At 61.0% G+C, this 19007-nt stretch carries 21 protein-coding genes; 13 read left to right on the top strand and 8 right to left on the bottom strand.

Annotated elements, in window-relative coordinates; all coding sequences use genetic code 11:
* Positions 1 to 85: 85 nt before the first annotated feature.
* Entirely contained in the window at positions 86 to 979 is an 894-nt protein-coding gene (locus tag DEVEQU_RS00690) for a LysR family transcriptional regulator (RefSeq protein WP_126148635.1), read from the bottom strand.
* Between the two features lie 100 nt (positions 980 to 1079).
* Here DEVEQU_RS00690 and DEVEQU_RS00685 point away from each other — a divergent pair, with 100 nt between their 5' ends.
* Positions 1080 to 1652, top strand: a complete 573-nt coding sequence (locus DEVEQU_RS00685) for a carboxymuconolactone decarboxylase family protein (RefSeq protein ID WP_164550185.1) — start codon at positions 1080 to 1082, stop codon at positions 1650 to 1652.
* Positions 1653 to 1700: 48 nt separating this feature from the next.
* On the top strand, positions 1701 to 2465 hold the full coding sequence (locus DEVEQU_RS00680; RefSeq protein ID WP_126148633.1) for an SDR family oxidoreductase: 765 nt from the start codon (positions 1701 to 1703) through the stop codon (positions 2463 to 2465).
* Between the two features lie 163 nt (positions 2466 to 2628).
* Here DEVEQU_RS00680 and DEVEQU_RS00675 read toward each other — a convergent pair whose 3' ends face one another.
* Complete coding sequence (locus tag DEVEQU_RS00675) at positions 2629 to 3687, bottom strand: ABC transporter ATP-binding protein (RefSeq protein WP_126148632.1); 1059 nt, start codon at positions 3685 to 3687, stop codon at positions 2629 to 2631.
* A 117-nt stretch (positions 3688 to 3804) separates the two neighbouring features.
* Between DEVEQU_RS00675 and DEVEQU_RS00670 the strand changes: the two genes are divergently transcribed.
* Genes DEVEQU_RS00670 through DEVEQU_RS00635 form a run of 8 tightly spaced genes read left to right on the top strand, consistent with a single transcriptional unit; the run spans position 3805 to position 11719 of the window.
* The gene (locus DEVEQU_RS00670) at positions 3805 to 4965 is read left to right on the top strand and encodes a mandelate racemase/muconate lactonizing enzyme family protein (RefSeq protein ID WP_164550184.1); all 1161 of its coding nucleotides are present in this window, start codon (positions 3805 to 3807) and stop codon (positions 4963 to 4965) included.
* A gap of 46 nt (positions 4966 to 5011) precedes the next feature.
* Positions 5012 to 5710: a GntR family transcriptional regulator gene (locus tag DEVEQU_RS00665; protein WP_164550183.1), complete on the top strand. Its 699-nt coding sequence runs from the start codon at positions 5012 to 5014 to the stop codon at positions 5708 to 5710.
* Positions 5711 to 5730: 20 nt separating this feature from the next.
* The gene (locus DEVEQU_RS00660; RefSeq protein ID WP_126148629.1) at positions 5731 to 7029 is read left to right on the top strand and encodes an ABC transporter substrate-binding protein; all 1299 of its coding nucleotides are present in this window, start codon (positions 5731 to 5733) and stop codon (positions 7027 to 7029) included.
* Between the two features lie 55 nt (positions 7030 to 7084).
* Positions 7085 to 7942, top strand: a complete 858-nt coding sequence (locus DEVEQU_RS00655) for a carbohydrate ABC transporter permease (protein WP_164550182.1) — start codon at positions 7085 to 7087, stop codon at positions 7940 to 7942.
* A gap of 2 nt (positions 7943 to 7944) precedes the next feature.
* Positions 7945 to 8832: a carbohydrate ABC transporter permease gene (locus DEVEQU_RS00650; protein WP_126148627.1), complete on the top strand. Its 888-nt coding sequence runs from the start codon at positions 7945 to 7947 to the stop codon at positions 8830 to 8832.
* Positions 8833 to 8846: 14 nt separating this feature from the next.
* On the top strand, positions 8847 to 9584 hold the full coding sequence (locus tag DEVEQU_RS00645) for an SDR family NAD(P)-dependent oxidoreductase (RefSeq protein ID WP_126148626.1): 738 nt from the start codon (positions 8847 to 8849) through the stop codon (positions 9582 to 9584).
* Between the two features lie 2 nt (positions 9585 to 9586).
* Positions 9587 to 10012: a GlcG/HbpS family heme-binding protein gene (locus DEVEQU_RS00640; RefSeq protein WP_126148625.1), complete on the top strand. Its 426-nt coding sequence runs from the start codon at positions 9587 to 9589 to the stop codon at positions 10010 to 10012.
* Between the two features lie 3 nt (positions 10013 to 10015).
* On the top strand, positions 10016 to 11719 hold the full coding sequence (locus DEVEQU_RS00635; protein ID WP_126148624.1) for a GMC family oxidoreductase: 1704 nt from the start codon (positions 10016 to 10018) through the stop codon (positions 11717 to 11719).
* 158 nt (positions 11720 to 11877) lie between these two features.
* Here the strand turns inward: DEVEQU_RS00635 and DEVEQU_RS20250 are convergent, their stop codons facing one another.
* The 3 genes from DEVEQU_RS20250 to DEVEQU_RS20050 form a co-directional block, all read right to left on the bottom strand.
* A complete protein-coding gene (locus tag DEVEQU_RS20250; RefSeq protein WP_329601431.1) occupies positions 11878 to 12300 on the bottom strand; it encodes a hypothetical protein in 423 nt (140 codons plus the stop codon).
* A gap of 62 nt (positions 12301 to 12362) precedes the next feature.
* On the bottom strand, positions 12363 to 13580 hold the full coding sequence (locus tag DEVEQU_RS00630) for a recombinase family protein (RefSeq protein ID WP_329601430.1): 1218 nt from the start codon (positions 13578 to 13580) through the stop codon (positions 12363 to 12365).
* The gene (locus DEVEQU_RS20050) at positions 13577 to 13780 is read right to left on the bottom strand and encodes an HVO_A0114 family putative DNA-binding protein (RefSeq protein WP_329601435.1); all 204 of its coding nucleotides are present in this window, start codon (positions 13778 to 13780) and stop codon (positions 13577 to 13579) included. The genes DEVEQU_RS00630 and DEVEQU_RS20050 overlap by 4 nt, the downstream gene beginning before the upstream one ends.
* Positions 13781 to 13957: 177 nt before the next feature.
* On the opposite strand from DEVEQU_RS20050, the gene DEVEQU_RS00620 reads away from it, so the two are divergent.
* Positions 13958 to 14245: a DNA -binding domain-containing protein gene (locus DEVEQU_RS00620; RefSeq protein ID WP_126148907.1), complete on the top strand. Its 288-nt coding sequence runs from the start codon at positions 13958 to 13960 to the stop codon at positions 14243 to 14245.
* 19 nt (positions 14246 to 14264) lie between these two features.
* On the opposite strand, the gene DEVEQU_RS00615 is transcribed toward DEVEQU_RS00620, so the two are convergent.
* The 3 genes from DEVEQU_RS00615 to DEVEQU_RS00605 form a co-directional block, all read right to left on the bottom strand.
* Positions 14265 to 14783 (bottom strand): DUF2285 domain-containing protein, encoded by a 519-nt coding sequence (locus DEVEQU_RS00615; RefSeq protein ID WP_126148623.1) that lies wholly within the window; start codon positions 14781 to 14783, stop codon positions 14265 to 14267.
* Positions 14784 to 14832: 49 nt separating this feature from the next.
* Positions 14833 to 15048, bottom strand: a complete 216-nt coding sequence (locus tag DEVEQU_RS20045; RefSeq protein ID WP_126148622.1) for a transcriptional regulator domain-containing protein — start codon at positions 15046 to 15048, stop codon at positions 14833 to 14835.
* A 194-nt stretch (positions 15049 to 15242) separates the two neighbouring features.
* Positions 15243 to 15770 carry an antirestriction protein ArdA gene (locus tag DEVEQU_RS00605; protein ID WP_126148621.1) on the bottom strand — a complete coding sequence of 176 codons (528 nt, stop codon included), beginning with the start codon at positions 15768 to 15770 and terminating at the stop codon, positions 15243 to 15245.
* 732 nt (positions 15771 to 16502) lie between these two features.
* Here DEVEQU_RS00605 and DEVEQU_RS00600 point away from each other — a divergent pair.
* Positions 16503 to 18551: a GAF domain-containing protein gene (locus DEVEQU_RS00600; protein ID WP_126148620.1), complete on the top strand. Its 2049-nt coding sequence runs from the start codon at positions 16503 to 16505 to the stop codon at positions 18549 to 18551.
* A gap of 8 nt (positions 18552 to 18559) precedes the next feature.
* Positions 18560 to 18940, top strand: coding sequence for a response regulator (locus DEVEQU_RS00595; RefSeq protein ID WP_126148619.1), 381 nt, complete (start codon positions 18560 to 18562; stop codon positions 18938 to 18940).
* The last annotated feature ends 67 nt before the right edge of the window (positions 18941 to 19007 follow it).

Here is a 19007-nt window from a genome sequence, read left to right as displayed (position 1 = left end):
GATTTTCTACTCCACTGCCCCAAATCACCCCTTGAGGATCGTGATCGGTATTCCGTAGTTGAGGATTGAGGCGTTGCGTCCAAATCTAAGCCATCGACCGGCGAAGGAATTCAATCATCGCGCGCACTTTGGCGGGAAGAAAACTGCGGCTGGGATAAATCAGCCACGCAGCCGTATCGAAGCGCGTCGCGGTGACATCCCAACCTCCGATACAGGTCTGCAACAGCCCCTGTTCGATGTCCTCGGAAATCAGCCAATCCGGAAGGAGCGCGGGACCCAGGCCGGCAAGAGCGGCGTCGCGGATGGCACCTGCCGGTGAGAGGACCAGATCGCCCTCGACCGCCTGCTCGGTGAGGGTGCCGGCGGCGTCGCGGAATATCCATCTGGACCGGTAATCCCGATAGGGAAAGAGGATGGCCCTGTGATGGGCCAGATCCTCAGGCTGTTCCAGCCGGGGCGCCCGGCGCAGATAGTCCGGCGCGGCGACAACGCGGTATCGTGTGTCCATGAGCTTGCTCACGACATAGTCGCCATCAATCATCGGGGCCAATCGGATGGCAAGGTCGACACGGTCCGCGACCAGATCGATGGTGCTGTCCGAAAACACCCCCTCGACCGTGACAGCCGAATACAGCGCGCGGAAGGCGCTCAAACGGGGCACGATGATGCGTTGGCCAAAGGTGGCGGAGGCCGAGAGGCGCAGCGTGCCCCTTGGTTCAACCTGCATGGCCCTGCACTCTTCCACTGCCCTGTCTAGCTCTTCACTCAAGGGACCGACACGGGACAGGTAAAGGGTTCCCGCTTCTGTCAGCTCCATCCGGCGCGTCGTTCGCGCAAACAGCCGGAAACCGAGTTCGTGCTCGATGCCCGCGACAATGCGCCCGATGGAAGACGCGTCTACATCGCGCTGGCGGGCCACAGCGGCGAAGCTGCCATGCCGGGCGATCTCCTGGATAAGGCTCAGATCTGCGAGTTTCATTCCTGCATAATGCGCACGAATATGCGGATAGTCATGTCATTTATCTGATCTTTCAGCGGCAATATTCCTGTTCGCGGCCATGGACCAACAGGAGATGCTCATGCCAGCCTTTACACTGCACACAGCCCAGACCGCGCCCGAGGGGTCCAAAGCGACACTGGCCTCGGTTTCGGCAGCATGGGGTTTTACGCCCAAAATGCACGCCACCCTGGCAGAAAGCCCCAGTGCGCTGGTGGGCTATGAAACACTTTGGGGGCAAATTGCCAGTTCGACGCTGAGCGCCATCGAGCAGCAAGTGGCGTACCAGGCCGTCAATGTGTTCCATGGCTGCCGATATTGCACGATGGGGCACACATTCCTGTCGCGGCAGGCAGGCATGGACGAGGCAACGATCGCCGCGTTGCGCGCCGGCCGACCACCAGCGGACCAGAAGCTGGCGGCCCTCTGGACGTTCACGCGGGCAGTGGTCGCGGCACGGGGAGAGGCGCCTGAGGCCGTGCCGGTCTTTCTGGCGGCAGGCTACAGCCGGGCCAATGTGCTCGATGTCGTCGCCATTATCGCCACCAAGGTCATAGCCAATTACAGCGCAGCTCTGGCGGACATTCCCGACGAAGAGTTCATGTCGAACCCGGCCTTGGCCTGGACCACCCAGATGGCAGACGCTGCCGAATGACAGCAAGGCCGGGGCGGCATCGCCCCGGCCGCTCGAAAGGACAATGAAATGGATATGAACGGCAAGGTGGTGGTGATCACCGGGGCCAGCCGCGGCATTGGTGAAGCCACGGCGGCACATTTTGCATCATTGGGGGCGCATGTCGTCCTGGCTGCCAGAACCGCTGACCGCATCGAAGAGACTGCCACGGCGCTCAGGACCAGCGGCGCTTCTGCGAGCGCGGTTGCCTGTGACGTGGCTGATCCCGAACAGGTGGTGGATCTGATCACGCGGGCCAAAGCCGCAACTGGCAGGCTTGATGTGCTGGTCAACAATGCGGGCTTGATTGACCCCATAGCGCTGTTGGCAGACAGCGCGCCGCAGGAATGGTCGCGCGTTGTCGACGTCAACCTCAAGGGGGTCTATCACGGGATGCGGTTCGCCATCCCCCTCATGGTGGGGCAGGGCGGCGGGACCATCGTCAATCTGTCCTCGGGCGCTGCAACCTCTGCGCTCGCGGGCTGGAGCCATTATTGTGCGACCAAGGCTGCCGTGCTGTCACTGACGCAAGTGGCCGACAGGGAATATCGCGACAAGGGGCTGCGGATCATTGGCCTCAGTCCCGGAACGGTGGCAACGCGTATGCAGGAACAGATCCGTGCCTCGGGTATCAATCCAGTCAGTCAGCTAGACTGGTCCGCGCATATTCCCGCCGAATGGGTCGCCAGAGCCATCGCCTGGCTGGTGACGCCGGACGCTGATTCATATCGCGGGCAGGACTTTTCGTTGAAGACAAACGAGGGGCGCAGGGCGGCAGGCCTGCCGGAGGTGTGAACCCAGCTGGCGCGGCCATTCCATGCGGTTGGGCGCCTGCGCGCCACACTTCCGAAACATTTCTTTTGCGCCGCAACGCGGCCGTTCAATCTCCACCGAAGAATTCCCTAAGCGGCCATTCCAATCGGCCACCTGAGGCCTCATTCGGTTGGGGAAATACGCCTCACAGACGGACTCCGGTTCCAGCGTCAAACAGATGAAACTTGTTTGGACTGATGGCAATGTGGATCGTATCCGCCGGCTGCCCGCTGAATCTGTCCCGCAGCACGACCGTCATGTCCTGTCCGGCAACGCGGGCTGCCAGATGAGTCTCTGACCCCGTGGGTTCCACTACCTTTATCGTCGCCGGAATCCCGGCCGGCGATAACAGGATGTCTTCGGGCCGAATGCCGAGCACGACCGGTCCTGGACGAGTAGCGGCGCTGCCGGGCAGTGCGATCGAAATGTCGGGCGCAAGCTGGAAATGCAGTCCATCGGCTTGCACGATGTCACCGCGCAGGAAGTTCATGGATGGCGAGCCAAGGAAGCCGGCGACGAACTGGTTTGCGGGGCGATCGTAAAGCTCGAGAGGCGAGCCGACCTGCTCGACAATGCCACCATGCATGACCACGATCTTGTCGGCCATGGTCATGGCCTCGATTTGATCGTGGGTCACATAGACGATGGTTGTGCCCAGCCGCTGATGCAGCGCCTTGATCTCAGCGCGCATTTGCACGCGGAGCTTGGCATCGAGATTGGAAAGCGGCTCATCGAACAGGAAGACCTGCGGATTTCGGACAATGGCGCGACCCATTGCGACGCGCTGTCTTTGCCCGCCCGACAACTCCTTCGGATAGCGATGGAGCAGGTTTTCGAGGCCCAGAATGCCGGCAGCGCGCTGGATGGCGGCATCGAACTCGCTCTTGGATGCTTTGCGTAGGCGCAGGGAAAATCCCATATTCTCTGCCACCGTCATGTGTGGGTAGAGCGCATAGTTCTGGAACACCATTGCAATGTCCCGATCCTTGGGCGGCAGGTCGTTCACGACCCTGTCGCCAATGCTGATCGTGCCGCCACTGATGGGCTCAAGGCCGCCGATCATGCGCAGGAGTGTGGACTTACCGCAGCCGGACGGCCCCACCAGCGTCACGAACTCCCCTTCGGCAATGTCGATCGTAATGCCGTGGATAACCTTGGTGGCTCCATAGGCCTTCTCGACCCCCGCGATCTCGATTGATGCCATATCCCATCCTCCATTCCTGCCCCTGGGGCGATAATTCGTCGTGGCATCAAAATGCCCTTGACGTCTTCAAGCACAGGTTCCTATAGTCTGTAAATTATAAAATATATGGATCGGCCAATGAAAGTCGCCAGCGTCGTCGCTATTCCCCTTGAAGCCCGTTTTGCCGACGTGTTTGGCGGCGCAGACAAAGTGCCTGCCCATATCAGCTCGCCGGCAAGCCACTTTCGCCGCATCCCTCGAACAGGGCAGGTGACGACGCTGGTGATGGTGACGGCCGACGATGGCGCTGTTGGCTATGGCGAGTGTTTCGGCCTGCCACATCCGCAACTGGCCAGCACATTGGTCAGCCACGTCATTGCCGATTTTCTCAAAGGCGCAGTCATCGACGATCCTGCCGAGATGACCGCCGATCTCTATCGCTATTTCATCGCTTTGGGAGGCACGCATGGCGCGCCCATAGAGGCTCTGAGTGGTGTCGATATCGCCCTGTGGGATCTCAAGGCACGAGCTGCCGACCTGCCCCTGGCCACCCTGCTGGGCGGAGAACCCGGCCCGGTCGAGACCTATGTCAGCCCGGTGGGGCTTCACGCCACGCCCTCAGAGACAGTTGCGGCGGCGCGTGCCTATGGGGAGCGTGGATTCCACGCTCTCAAGCTCAAGATTGGTCGTGGCCCCAAGGTGGACGCTGAGCATCTCAAGGCCGTCCGCGACGCCATGGGCGACGGTTTTCCCATCTATCTGGACGCCAATTGTGCCTATGACGAACATTCGGCCCTGGAGGTGGCGGAAGCCCTGGCGCCCTATGCGCCCGGCTGGCTTGAAGAGCCGATACCCCCGGGCGATGTCCTGGCATACGCACGGCTGCGGGAGCGCTCTGCGGTGCCGCTCGGTGCCGGGGAGAACGAGTTCACGCTCGACGCCTTCCGTCGCCTGACCGAGGCTGGTGCCGTCGATTTCCTGCAGCCCAATATCTCTCGAGCCGGCGGCGTCTCGGGCCTGCTCGCAATCGGAGACCTCTGCGAAAAGGCAGGCATCGTCCTCGCCCCTCATGGCGTGGGCGGGTCCATAGCGGTTGCGGCGGCCGTCCATACCTGCCGCGCCGCCCCGGCTTTCGGTCTCTACGAAGCCAATATGCTGCTCAATCCGCTTCGCGACGAATTGAGCCTTAAAGCTCCAGTGATCGCCAATGGAAATCTGGTGGCGCAGGACCTGCCGGGCCATGGTGCTGTGCCAGACCCGGCAATGGTGGACCGGTTTCGCTGGACAGCAAGGAGCTGAAGCAATGCATTTTGCAGCCCCCATTCAAGTTCGAGACTTGTCCGACATGGGTCAACTTGTCGGCAAGCCCGGCGAGACGCTCACCGAGACCCTGCGGCGGACCCTGCTCGAAATGATCGTGTTCGGATATTTTGATCGCGGTTTCCGGCTTTACCCGGACAAGCTGGCCGAGCAGTTCGGCGTCAGCCAGACGCCGGTGCGCGAAGCCCTGATGCGCCTGGCGTCGGAAGGCTATATCGAAGCGGTACAGCGGCGGGGCTATCACATCCGCACACCGAGCGCCAAGCAGGTCCTAGACCTTTGGCAGGTGCGTCTCGGCCTGGAGTTGGCCGCTGGCGAAATTGCCATCGAGCGCCTTGAGGCGGGGACGCTCCTGTCCGGGCAACTGGACCAGCTCGACCACATCCGCGCACAACTTGAAGCCGATCCCGACCATATCGAACACCGCCGCAAGCTAGGCCTGAATACCGAGTTTCACCAGCACATCGTCGCGCTAAGCGGCAATGACATGCTGATCTCGATCTATTCGGGCATCCAGATGCAACTGCTCGGCGAATGGATCCAGCGCGGGCTGCAATCCTGGCGCAAGCGCCTCGATAACGAGGCCGAGGAGCATGCGGCCATCGTGGCTGCGCTGCGGGCCCGTGACAGGGACGCCTATTCCGCTGCCATCCGCATTCATATCGGCCGCTCCCTCAAGGACGCGCTCGGCGACCTGAACAGCCAGGAACAGCGGCCCGACTAAGCTATAACAAGGAGGAACTTATGAAACGACTGACCAGCACATTCCTGGCCACATTAGCCATGAGCACCATGTTGCCCTTTGCGGCCATGGCGCAGGATACCACCATCCGGATGTGGACCTTCCTGAACCCCACGGGCACCTCGCCGCGCGAAGTGGCTCTGGCCGAGATCATCGCCAGCTACGAAGCGGCCAATCCCGGCGTCGATATCGTGGTGGAAACCCAGGCATGGGACCAGATGACGCCGAAATTCCTGGCCGGGCATGGCACGGGCAATAATCCCGATGTGATCTGGGTTGTCACGGACTTCCTTGGGGACGCTATCAATTCGGGATCCCTGCTCGACCTGGGCCAATCCTTCATTGCCGACTGGTCGCCGGAAGAGATTGCCGACCGCGCCGGCCCCTATTGGGACCTGACCGCCGATGGCGACAAGCAATATGCCCTGTTCACCTCGCGCAATTACATCTCCATCATGTACCGCCCGGACCTGTTCGCCGAGGCAGGCATTGATCCGGAGAGCCTGACGACCTGGGATGCGTTTCTCGACGCCGCCAAGGCTTTGACCGTCACCGACGCCAATGGGCAGGTCAGCCGCTACGGCTTCCTGCAAGGCTATAGCGAGAGCCAGGCCGATCCGGCGCTGATGATCTCGATGATGCTGGGCAAGGGTGAAACGCTGTTCAACGACGATGGCACCGCGGCCTTCGCGACGCCAGCGGGTATTGAAGCCCTCGAATTCCAGACAGCTCTTACCACTGAGCATGGCGTCTTGCCCGAGGCCGCCGTGACCTGGACTTCGGATGACGTCTACGAGCAGTTCGCCTCCGACCGCGCTGCCATGATCCTTGGCGCGAGCGTTCGCGTTTCGACGCTGCAGGACAAGCTTGGCAAGGACAAGGTCGGGCTGATGCTCTGGCCGGGCGATGGCGCCACCGAACACTCTCCGGCGGTCATGGCCGGGTGGGCTGTTGGTGTCTGGTCCGGTAGCCCGGTCAAGGAGCAGGCCGGCGATTTTGTCGAATACATGCTGGGTGCAGACTCCGACCCCATCTGGGTTGCAAAAGGTGGCCAGACCCCCGGTATGCTGTCCACACTCGACAACCTGGCGGATTTTGTCGCTCAGCCGGGCAACGAATATCTCTCGGTGGTAGGCGAGGGTGCCGCCCAGTACGGCTGGCTCGCGCCGATCGAATATTCCGTTGGCGGCTATCGTCAAGCCTTCAACAAGGCCATCCAGAACGTGCTGATCAATGGGGCAACGCCCGAGGCCGCCTTGCAGCAGGCCGAGGACGACTTCAACCGCTCGCATAATCGCTAAGGCATGGGCGGGGTGCAGGCCTTGCGCCTGCACCCCCTTGCAACGAGAGATTTCCATGTATTCGCGCCGTACCGGCCTGACCTATATCGCCCCGGCATTCGCCATGCTGGCCCTCGTACTGTTCTCACCAGTATTCTACGGGTTCTGGTTCAGCCTCTTTCGTATCCAGTACGGCAACATGACCGACTTCGTGGGTCTGGAAAACTATGTCCGGCTCATGGGCGACCCCGCCCTTATCAACACGCTTGGTCGCAGTGCATGGTTCACCTTCTGGGCCGTTCTGCTCACAGTTGTGCTCGGCCTGGGCCTGTCCGTCTGGATCCACAAGCTGGGGGAAAGGCGCGGCTTCATCGTCCAGATGGTGGTCATCGTTCCCTGGATCATCTCCACGGTGGTAGCCACATTGCTGTTCCGTTGGGTGTTCGTGAACGACACCGGGTTGCTGCTGTCGGCGCTGCGCTGGTTCGGTATTGATGGCTCCAGCATGCTGACCAATCCCGACACGGCCATGAACTTGCTGATCGGGGTCTCGGTGTGGAAGCGCACCGGCTATGCGGTAATCATTATCCTGGCCGGGCTTAAGGGCATACCTGACGATTACGAGGAAGCCGCACGGATCGATGGCGCGACTGCCTGGGACATTTTCTGCCGCATCACCCTGCCGCTGTTGCGCACTCCGCTGCTGCTGGTGACAGTGGTTCTGACGCTCTCCAATCTCAATACTGTTGAGACGCCGCTCGTGTTGACCGGCGGCGGGCCAGCCAATGCGACGCGCATCCTGCCCATGGAGGTGTACGACCGCGCCTTCATCTCCTATGACATCGGCTCCGCCACCTCGCTGGCGCTGCTTATGTTCCTCGGGAATATCCTTTTGGTGCTGGCCTACGTTCGGCTCGCGAAGTGGAAAGTTTGAGCATGACGATGGCAATCTCCTCCCAAACTCAAACAAAGCCACCACGCGCTCATCGTCGCCACCTGCCCATCGCATCCGGTGTGGCGCTGGCACTGGCCTTTACGGTGCTTGTCGTTCTCAACTTGCTGCCCCTGGTCTGGGGTGTGATCACCTCGCTGAAGTCGGAAGCGGATCTGTTCCGCTTTCCGCCAACTCTGTTCAACTTCACGCCAACCGCGGAAAACTATCAGCGCGTGGTCCAGAGCGGGTTCCTGGGCAATATGCAGATGAGCCTGTTTTACAGCCTCGCCACTGTCATCGGCACCCTGGTGCTGGCACTTCCGGCAGCCTATGCCTTCGACCGCTTCCAGTTTCCATTCCGCAACGCGCTCTTCCTGCTCATCGTCGCCAGTATCCCGCTGGCGCTCGGGGCGGCGGCGCTTCTCATTCCCAACTACGTCTATTTCTCGCGTCTGGGACTGACGAACCAGTGGTACACGCTGCCGCTTATCTACATCGCCCATCAGCTCCCGATGGCGATCTGGATCATGAAGGGCACGCTTGAGGGGATTCCCCGCGAACTGGACGAAGCCGCCATTGCCGATGGCGCGAGCCATTTTGAGGTCCTGCGGCTGATAATCCTGCCGCTGACAAAACCCGCTCTGGGCGCCGCCGGTGTCCTTACCTTTGTCGGGGCCTGGAACGAGTTCGTGGCCGGATCGGTCATGGTCGACAGTCCTGCGCTGCGCCCGATCCAGCCGGCAATCTATAATTTCATCGGCTATTTCGGCCGCGAATGGGGCCCCCTCACGGCTTCCGCGACCTTGGCCATCCTGCCGATCCTTATCGCCTTTGCGCTGTTCGGACGGTTGATCGTATCGGGCCTCACCAAGGGCTCCGTCAAAGGTTGAACGAGGAATCTACTATGCTTAAGGGCAAAGTCGCGCTGGTGACCGGCGCGGGCCGCGGTATTGGCAACGCTGTTGCCAGGGGATTGGCCAAGCGCGGCGCGACGCTCGCGGTCAACGATCTGGACGGGAATACTGCAGCGGCAGCGGCAGCGGAAATCGGCAATGGCGCAATCGCTGTGGCCGGCGACGTTTCTGATGAAGCCGTCGTCAAGTCGATGATCGAGACAACACTAACCAAACTCGGCCGCATCGACATCCTGGTCAACAATGCCGGCATCGATCGCGCTGCCTCAATCGTCGACATCTCTGTGGATGAGTGGGACCGATTCATCGCGGTCAATCTGCGCAGCGTCTTTCTCTGCTCCAGGACCGTACTGCCCCACATGCGGGAGCGCGGTAGCGGCAGTATTGTCAACCTGTCCTCCATCGTGGGTCGGCAGGGTGCGCTCAATGGCGGAATTCATTACGCGACGACCAAGGCCGGCATTCTGGGCTTCACGCGGACCCTTGCGCGACAGACCGCCACGCAGGGCATTACGGTCAACGCCGTAGCGCCGGGCGTCATCGATACCGACCTGATCCGCGAGAATGTGACGCCCGAGGCAAGGGATCGGCTGACCTCTGCCATTCCCAAGCAGCGACTGGGAGAAACAGACGAAGTGGCCAATGCCATCGCCTTCCTGGCGTCCGAGGAGGCCCGTTACATCACCGGCGCCACCCTGGACGTCAATGGCGGCTTCTGGATGGGCTGACGATGCTCAACATGCTCTCGATCGGACTTGAAGAGGCCGAAACTATAATTGCTGCTGCTAGCACTGCTGCGTCGGCAATGAACGTGCCGCAGAATATCGCTGTGGTGGACGCGGCGGGCCACCTGGTCGCGTTCCGTCGCATGGACGGGGCCAAGTTTTCTTCCATAGATATCGCGCTGGCCAAGGCCTATACGGCGGCCGGCGCGCGCAAGGCGACGGGCGATATCCTGCCGGCAACTTTGCCGGGCCAACCCGGCTTTGGCCTGCAAAGTCTTAATGGAGGACGACTGACGACCTTGGGTGGCGGTGTTCCTCTTGAAGTGGATGGTCAGGTCGTCGGCGCCATAGGTGTCAGTTCCGGTAGCGTCGATCAGGACCGGCAGGTTGCTGAGGCCGGCGCCAGGGCCTTCAGGCCCATAGGCGGGTAAAACATGTGGGACATCATCATTGTCGGCGGCGGCAGCGCGGGATGCGTGCTCGCCAATCGGCTCTCTGCCGATCCCAAACGCAAGGTACTGCTCGTCGAGGCGGGACGTGACGTTCGGCCGGGAAAAGAAGGCTCAGCCATTCTCGACACCTATCCTGGACGCGCCGCCTTCGACCCTGCCAATCACTGGCAGGGTCTTCTCGCGCATCGCGGCGCGGCGCTGGATAATGCAGCGGCGGGACCACCCCGGCCTTACGAGCAGCCCAAGCTGATCGGGGGCGGCTCCAGCATCAATGGCCAGATGGCCAATCGCGGCACGCCTGACGATTACGAAGAGTGGGAGGCGCTCGGCGCCAAGGGTTGGGCCTGGGCAAATGTCTTGCCCTATTTCAACAAGGCCGAAACTGATCTCGACTTTGCCGGCCCCCTGCATGGCAGGACTGGACCTATTTCCATTTCGCGCATTCCGCGCGCCAAGTGGCCGCTATTTTCGCTCAATGTCGAAAAGGCGCTCAACACGCTCGGCTTTGCCTGTCTTGAAGACCAGAATGGTGAGTTCGGCGACGGTCATTTTCCCGTCACCCTGTCCAATGACGGTCAACACCGCGTCTCGACGTCCATGGCCTATCTCGACGCGACAACTCGCGCGAGACCCAATCTCACGATCATGAGCGACGCGGAGGTGATGCGGGTCCTGTTCGATGGGAGGAAGGCGAGCGGCGTCACCGTGCGGCATAGAGGCGCCGAAATCCAGCTCGCCGCTGCCAATATTGTCATCTGCGCAGGTGCGCTGCATTCTCCCGCAATCCTGATGCGATCCGGGATAGGCCCAGCCGTGGCACTGCGCAAGCTCGGCATCGCTCAATTGGGTGATCTGCCTGGGGTTGGTGCCAATCTCCAGGAACATCCAGGCATTTCCCTGTCTGCGTATCTGCGCCCGCAGGGCCGGCTCGGCACGGCGACGCGCCGGCACATTCACCTGGGGCTTCGCTACAGCTCTGGCGTCGAAGGCGGAAGCGTCTCGGACATGTTTGCCATGATGGTCGCCAAATCCGCCTGGCATCCGCTGGGCCGTCGGATCGCGACGATCATCACCTGGATCAACAAGGCCGAATCCCGGGGCAGCGTGTCCCTGACCAGCGCAGATCCGCTTGTTCCGCCGATCGTCCACCTCAACTACCTCTCCGAGCGCACCGACCTCGTCCGGCTGATGGACGCCGTCCGGTTCGCAGCGCGCCTCATGGCAGCAGAGAGCCTGTCCGATCTCCTCGAGACGCCGGGCCCTTCGAGCTATAGCGGTTTTGCAAAATCACTGGGTCGCCAGACGCTGCGCAACTACCTGCTCACCGCTCCGGTGGCGGCGGCGATCGACGTGGTCCCGCCCATCCGCAGGCCGTTCTTTCGCACCATGGTATCGGGTAATCTCTCGCTTGAAGATTTGCTGGCGGATGAATCTGCCCTGGAGGACTATGTCCGCGGCACCGCTTTCGGCCAATGGCATGTCTGCGGCACCTGTCGGATGGGGCCAGCCGATGACCGGAAGGCCGTCGTCGACCCCGAAACCGGTGAGGTGCACGGCATCAGCGGTCTCTACGTCGCCGACGCCTCGATCATGCCCACCGCGCCGCGCGCAAATCTCAATCTGCCGGTCATCATGCTGGCCGAGAAAATGTCAGACGCGATCGGATCGCACATCGGTTCTGCTTGAAAGTCCGGCGAGTGGTCGAGCCAATCCCGTTGGCGGCACAGGTTACTGATGTCTGCTTTCAACTGTCCGCGTACAAAAGCCGACAGTCCGCAGACGGCCCCATTTTTGTCATTGGCCAAGCGAGTTGGAATGTTAGGGTGGCGGCCCAAAGCTGCCGCTCATCGGTCCATGAGAAGCAAAATTTCCCAGCAATTACAGTGCCCATCTATCTCGCAGCGGGTGCGCCATTTCAGAACAGAACTATGAACGCCGAACGCCGCCGTTTCTACGCTAGAAGCGGCGACCAGCGTTCGCAGCAGTTCCGACTTCGATCCCATGATGCGAACCTCGTCGTCGGCGACCTCGACGCGCTGCGCCAGAGCGCGCAGATGGTCGCGTCGGTAGCCGCCATCGTCGAGTCGAATCCGCTCACGAGCCTTGCGGGCGAAGCCCTTGAGCATATCGGGGCTGACGCCCTGATTGCCTGAACTGTCGAGGGCGAGCTTTTTGCGCTCGGCGTCGGCGTCGGCGGCGGCCTGATCCCGCAACGCCTTTAGGCTCACCATGCGTTCTTTCGCCATGGCGTCGTCCTTGTCCACCATGCCGGATTCGATGGCGTCAAAGAGACGGCCGAGCCGCTGGTCGGCTTCCGTGATTCGCCGGTTCAGCTCGGCAAGATGCTCCCGGCGGGCTCGGCGCGCTCCTGCCGCCGGTCGATGACACTGGCGAGGACGGTTTCCAGTCGCTTGGGGTGGAGCAGCCGATCCCCGATATGATCGGCGACCAGATGGTCCAGCTTGTCCATCGGGAGCGTGCGGCCCTTGTAGCCGGTCTTGCCCTGCCGAGCCTTGGTCGAGCAGGTGTAATATCGGTATGTCGCTCCCGTGCTGCCTTGGCCGGTGCGCAACGTCAGCGCACCTCCGCACTTGGCGCAGAAGCAAATGCCTGTCAGCAGCGTGGGGCCGCTGGAGACACGCGCCGGCGTCACCATGGGATTGCGCGATTTGAGGCGGGCTTGCACCGCGTCGTAAATCTCGCGCTCGATCAGGGGCGGCACCGCCATAATCGCGACCTCGCTCTCTGGCTTCTTCTCCCGGTCCTTGTGCGAGCGGGTGTTGAACCTGTGCTCGCCGATATAGGTGGTGCGGGTCAGGATGGCGTGGATTTGCGCCAGCCCCCAGCGCCCGCCATCGCGGGTGAAGAAGCGGCGCTCGTTGAAATAGGTGGCTATGGCCTTGACGCCCATCGCGCCGGCCGTGCCATCGCCTTCGAGGAACAGGCGATAGATCAGCCGCACGGTGTCGGCGTGCAGCGGGTCGATCTCCAGCTTCTTCTTGGTCTTCGATCCCCGCTGCTCGGCCGCGACGATGCGATAGCCGATAGGTGGCCGTGCGCCGTTCCAGAAGCCTTGCCGGGCGTTCTCGTTCATGGCGCGCAGGACGTGCTTGGCGTTCTCCCTTGACTGGTATTCGTCGAACAGCGCCATGATCTGCAGCATCATCTGGTGCATGGGATCGTCGCCCATCTCCTGCGTGATGGACACCAGCTTGACGCCGTTCTTCGCCAGCTTGCGAACGTAGAACTCCATCTCGCAGTGATCGCGGAAGAAGCGCGAGAAGCTATGCACCACGACTATATCGAAGGGCGCAGGCTTGGACGTGCCTGCCTCGATCATGCGCTGGAACTCGGGGCGCTTGTCATTGGTGGCGGTGGCACCGGGTTCAACGTAAGTCTCAACGAGCTGGAAGCCGCGTTGCTCGCAATAGGCTTCGCCCTGCCGCTTCTGATCGGGAATGGAAATGTCATGCTCGGCCTGCCGGGCGGTCGAAACGCGCAGATAGAGGGCAGCGCGAGCGGTTATGGTTGGGCTGTGCATGTTCATGGCCGATCTCCTATGGCCTTCCTCGGCTTCGTACGGTCGATCAGGGGCAACGTCAGTTCCACGCGGTCATGCACCACCTTGGGCGCGAGCTTGCGGCCGTGGCCCGGCTCAAACCGCACAAGGCCGTAGCTCTCCATCGTTTTCAGGGTGCGTGAGAGATTGGAGCCGGCCCGGCCGGTGATTTCCGCCAGTTCCTCCAGCGAGGACGGGGCTTTGACCTATGGTCGGGGAGCCTGTGGCGTATACAACAGGCTTTCCGAGCTAAAGGCCATGGGGCCGTTTCGTGACGGTTACTAACTCCCCCATGACCAAGAGTCAGAGAGAATCGTTTGCGGGGGCGCACCGCAGACAAAGCTCTCTCGGATACGGGAATGACTATGCGGGTTCCCGTCGAACTCGATCCAGATGTGGACGATGAAGCGCCAACCGGCGACGCCATCACCATCTATGACGAACGGCATTTCGTGACCTATCTGCGGCTGCTCGATGCCAAGGCCGAGGGCGTAGACTGGAAGGAAGTCGCGCAAATCGTGCTGCACCGTGATCCCGTCGCCAAGGAGCTTCGGACCTACCGTTGCTGGCAAAGCCACCTCGAACGCGCGCAATGGCTTTCGCGCGAGGGCTATCGAAAGATTCTGGAGCAGGCGGCAGCCAACAAGGCGTGAGGTCAAAGGCCGAGAACGATCAACGCTTGTCGGGCTTGATCGGGTAGTGAAGCAGAAGCCGATAGCCCCCGCGCATCATCTTGATGCCGTGCGCGACCAGGCTGCGGGCCTTGTTCTTGCGCGGATCGCTCTCGAAATCCTCCTTCGTGCCGCGAAAGCCGAGCAGGACTTCGGCGATGGTGCGATAGCTTTCGCCGCGCAACCGCGCGTCAAGCGCGCGCAGGGTCAAGATATGCCATTGCCGGAGTTGCGCAGGCACGGCTCGGAAATCAGGACCGGGCGCACGGCCGATGAGAGATCGCCAGAAACGGCGTGCCGCGTGCGTTCGTAGCTCCATAAATGAATCCATCGGCAGCGTGACGGCATAAAACGCGGCGGCATCCGGCACGGCCTCGGGCAGCCAGAATTGATGGGTGACGCCATCCACCTGCCAGATGCCGTGCCAGCCATCGGTAGCCTGGCGCAGGTCGAGGCCTTCGAGATGTGCCAACGTCAATATCGGTTCGGTGTCGTCGTCTTTGTGATCGACCGGCGACAACCTCACGGCTTGCGGTTGAAGGCGCGGACACCAGATCGGTGATTGCCGGTCATGCGGCGCGTCGGGATCGCACGGGAAATCGCAACCCCCAGCGAGCCGCGAACACTTCAAGGTCGCGGGCAGCCGCCCCTCCGGTCGATGCGATGGTCTGGCAGTCCCGACGATATTCGTCGTTGCGGCGCAAATATTCCCAAGCGAAGCCAGCGGCAGGGATATGCTTTGTGTGCCCGTATGCCGCCGGAGATCGCCAATCGATGCTGAGCATGGCGTCACCTCCCCAAGCCTGGATGCTGGGCAGCGCCCGGCAAAAAGAGGTTCAAGGATCACTGGAAATATAGAAGCCGCTCAAAACAGATACCTTGAGCGGCTAACCCGATCATTCTTTGGTGTTTTTAGCTTGGCGACAGTCGGTGCTTTCGAGATGCCTGCCCGCATGAGCACGGACAGGAAGTCATGTTTTCATCTATTGGAAAACACATGCACCTCGCCGCGCGCGGTCTCGATGGTGAACAGGTCGCCGCCCATCTCGGCTTCGCGCGCCATCGCGTCCCAATCGACATAGTTGCGCAGCGCCTCGGGAATCGTGACGCTCTCGGTGGTCAATTCCTCCATGTAGTCGGCGAGGCTGGCGAACCGACCATGATAGCGGTCCTCCAAGGTGGATTCGGCTTGGTCCATGTCGCCGCTGAACTGTTCCAGCAGGCCCGCGCCGAGTGTGCCATGTTCTGCGATGAAAGCAGCCATCCGCGCCACGCTGTCGATGCCGGCATATTCGGAGATGCTGACGCCCTCGAATCCCTCATAGTCGTGAATGGCGTATTCCTCCGCATCCTCGACGGGGGAACGGGCAAGCATCGCGGCAATTTCATCCCTGATCTGATCGGTGTCCTGATCCGCGTCGATCCAAGCCCCATGCAGATAGCTGTTACTGTAGGCGGCAAGGCAGGCAACATAGATGCGGGGATTGCTGTCGGATATGTTGGTCATGTCTGATCCTCGGGTCTGAAGGTCAGCGAAGCGGAACGCCGCGCCTGACCTTCTGGCCGTCGCCGAGACTGGGGTATCAACGAGCAAGGGCGGTCGGGGCGGAGGAGGATCACCCGGTCTGCACAAGCGAAGCGCGGAAGGCTGGGGATACCGCCCCGGACGGTTCCACTTACCTTGCTGGCGCGAGGGCAAGGCCCTTAGAAATTTCCCGAGTACTGGCCTTGCAAACAGGTGGTTTCAGAATAGAGCTGCTCGCGACACCAGGTTTAGCAATGGCAAGGTTGGGGCCGTGAGCAGTCTGTCCGCAATTGGTGGTCGCATGGCGGAAAGCCGCCATTAGGTCTGCAGGCGCGCCGATGGCTCACTTGGGGCCGTTTTCAGACTGTCTGCCTTTTAAGTTCAGAACGCAGATAGCAGCCGCTCTGTTTCCGGAACCATTCCTATCGTACAACCCGCCGACGGAAATTTCATACTCGCCTGTATTAGGAGAACAGGCGGTTCCGCTGGAATGCTAACCGCACGACGTGTGGATAGAGCCTGGCAAATATGATTGGCTTCAGCGATGGGCGCCTTCCGCCGGCCTCCGCGATGGCATGTAATCCATCATCGTGCCAGGAGCTGTGTCAATAAAATGCCTTACGCGTGGGGCCTGCCGCCATGCTACGATTTTATTTGCGAACAGAGGCCAAATTCGATCAAAAACGTCGGGAATGACCTAAAGGAAGCCGGGCGATGAGTATTGCGGTCAACGACGCCATCGACCGTGAGCAAGAGCGGTTGGCCGCACTGGCGCGCTACGAGATACTCGACACGCCGCGCGAGACTGACTTCGACGATATCGCCCGGCTGGCCTCGGACATCTGTGGTACACCGATTGCGGTGGTCAACCTGATTGCCGACAGACGCCAGTTCTTCAAGGCCGAAGTGGGCTTGGGTGTAAGGGAAACACCTTTCGAAAGCTCATTCTGCGCCAAGGCGATTTTGGATGAAGACCTCTTGATCGTTCCTGACGCCACCAAGGATGCGCGGTTCGACGGCAATCCTCTGGTGACTGGCGAACCGCATCTGCGATTTTATGCCGGCGCGCTACTCAAGACCGATGAGGGACTCCCAATCGGTACGGTATGCGTACTCGATTTCGAGCCTCGGCAATTGAGTGAACTGCAGCAGCGCGCGCTTCGCGTGCTTGCCCGTCAGGTCATGACGCAGCTCGAGCTTCGTCGCGCCCTCAGGGCACAGGCATATCAGACCGAGGTGCAGCGCCGTCTGGGCATACGTCGCCAGGCGCAAGCAACACGTCTGGTGGCGGAGAACGAACAGATACGGCTGGACGAAGCCCGATTGCGCATTGCCCAGCATGCCGGCGGCATCGGCATCTTCGAAGTCGATATCGCCAGCGGCGAAGTAGAAGTTTCCGAGGAGTTCTGCCGCATTTTCGGGCTTCCGGCACAGCGATCTTATCCCGCTGCTACTCTTGAAGCGCTGGTGGAAAAGGACGATGAGGCTCTCCGTTCGGACAAGCAGACAAGGCGCACCGGGACGGCACGCCTGGACGTGGAATATCGAATCCGGCGGCCGGACGATGGCGAATTACGCTGGGTGGCACGGCGCGCCAGATTTGTGATGGACCCAAATGGCCAGCCGACCAAAATGGTTGGTGTGGTCATCGACATCAGCGACAGCAAGCAGCGCGATATCCGGAATGCCGCGTTGCTCTCGCTTGGCGACCGTCTTCGCGAAGTCGGCACGATCGAGGAGGCCCTGCGCATAGCCTCAGCGGTCCTGGCTCAGGGATTGGCGGTCGATCGCGCCGGTTATTCCCGCATCGATCGCCAGGCCGATGCTTTCGTGGTCGAACTCGACTGGAACGCTCCGAACGTCATTTCCCTTGCTGGTGGTAAACCGCTCGGCGGGTTTGCGGAGATATTGGAGAAGCTGGCAAACGGGCAGACGCTGGCGCTGCCCGATGTTGCGCAGGCTGACTGGCTTGGGGGGCATGGCGCCGACTATCTGGAGCACAACGTGCGCTCGCTGCTGAAAGTGCCTGTCGTCGAACGCGGCCAGCTCGTCGGCGTGCTGTTCGCCCATGACAGCACGGCACGGATATGGACCCGGGACGAAATGGAATTCGCCAGGGGCGTCGCCGACCGCACCTACGCTTCCCTGGGCAAGATCGGGGCCGAAGACGAGCAACGCGTCCTCAATCAGGAATTGAGCCATCGCCTCAAGAACACTCTGGCCATCGTGCAGGCCATTGCCACACAGACATTGAAGAATGTGTCGGAGCGCGACGCGGTAGAAGCCTTCTCCGCGCGATTGCAGGCGTTGAGCGCTGCTCATGAAATCCTGCTGAACCAGTCATGGTCACGGGCCAGAATGAGAGCTGTGATCGAAAAAGTGCTGGCGATCCACGCGGAGCCAAATCGCATCGCCATTACCGGCCCCGACGTTCCTCTCGGCCCCAAGGCAGGTCTTTCGCTGTCCCTGATTTTCCATGAACTGGGAACCAATGCCGTCAAATACGGGGCACTATCAAACCAGGACGGCAGGGTCGATGTTTCCTGGACAGTAACGGATGAGGGCGGCGACAGGGTCCTGAACCTGACTTGGCACGAGCGAGGCGGTCCCAGCGTCGTCGAGCCAACGCGCAAGGGATTTGGCTCGCGGCTGATCCGTATGGGAATCGCCGGAACAGGCGATGTCGACAAACGTTATGAACCGACAGGGTTGGTCGCGGTGTTCCGCGCGCCGATGAGCCTGATCCAGGAACTCGGCGATTAGGACAATAAATGGCATACCGGCCCACTGAAGCGGCACCGTTTGTCGTGCTCGTCGTAGAGGACGAACCGCTTATTCGTATGTCTGCCGTCGATCTCGTGGAAGAAGCGGGGTTCATCGCCATCGAAGCAGCAAATGCCGACGAAGCCATGTCCTGTCTCGGACAGAAGACAGAAATCTCCGCATTGTTCACCGATGTCGACATGCCCGGATCCATGGATGGGCTGGAACTTGCCCGAACTATATCGCGGAGCCGCCCAGATATTCGTGTCATCATCGGTTCGGGACATAGAAAGGTCACACCTGAGGATTTGCCTCGTGGTGCATTGTTCTTTTCTAAGCCATATGACCTGCCACGGTTGACAGAGGCGCTGAAAAAACTCGTTTCATAGCCAGCCCCACTTGAAGGAGGTTGATCTTCGTCCCGACTGGTATCCTTGACTCTCCAAAACTGGCGTG

The sequence above is a fragment of the Devosia equisanguinis genome, from assembly GCF_900631955.1.
In the GTDB taxonomy this organism is placed as follows: domain Bacteria; phylum Pseudomonadota; class Alphaproteobacteria; order Rhizobiales; family Devosiaceae; genus Devosia; species Devosia equisanguinis.
This window is presented reverse-complemented; position numbering and strand designations above follow the sequence as displayed.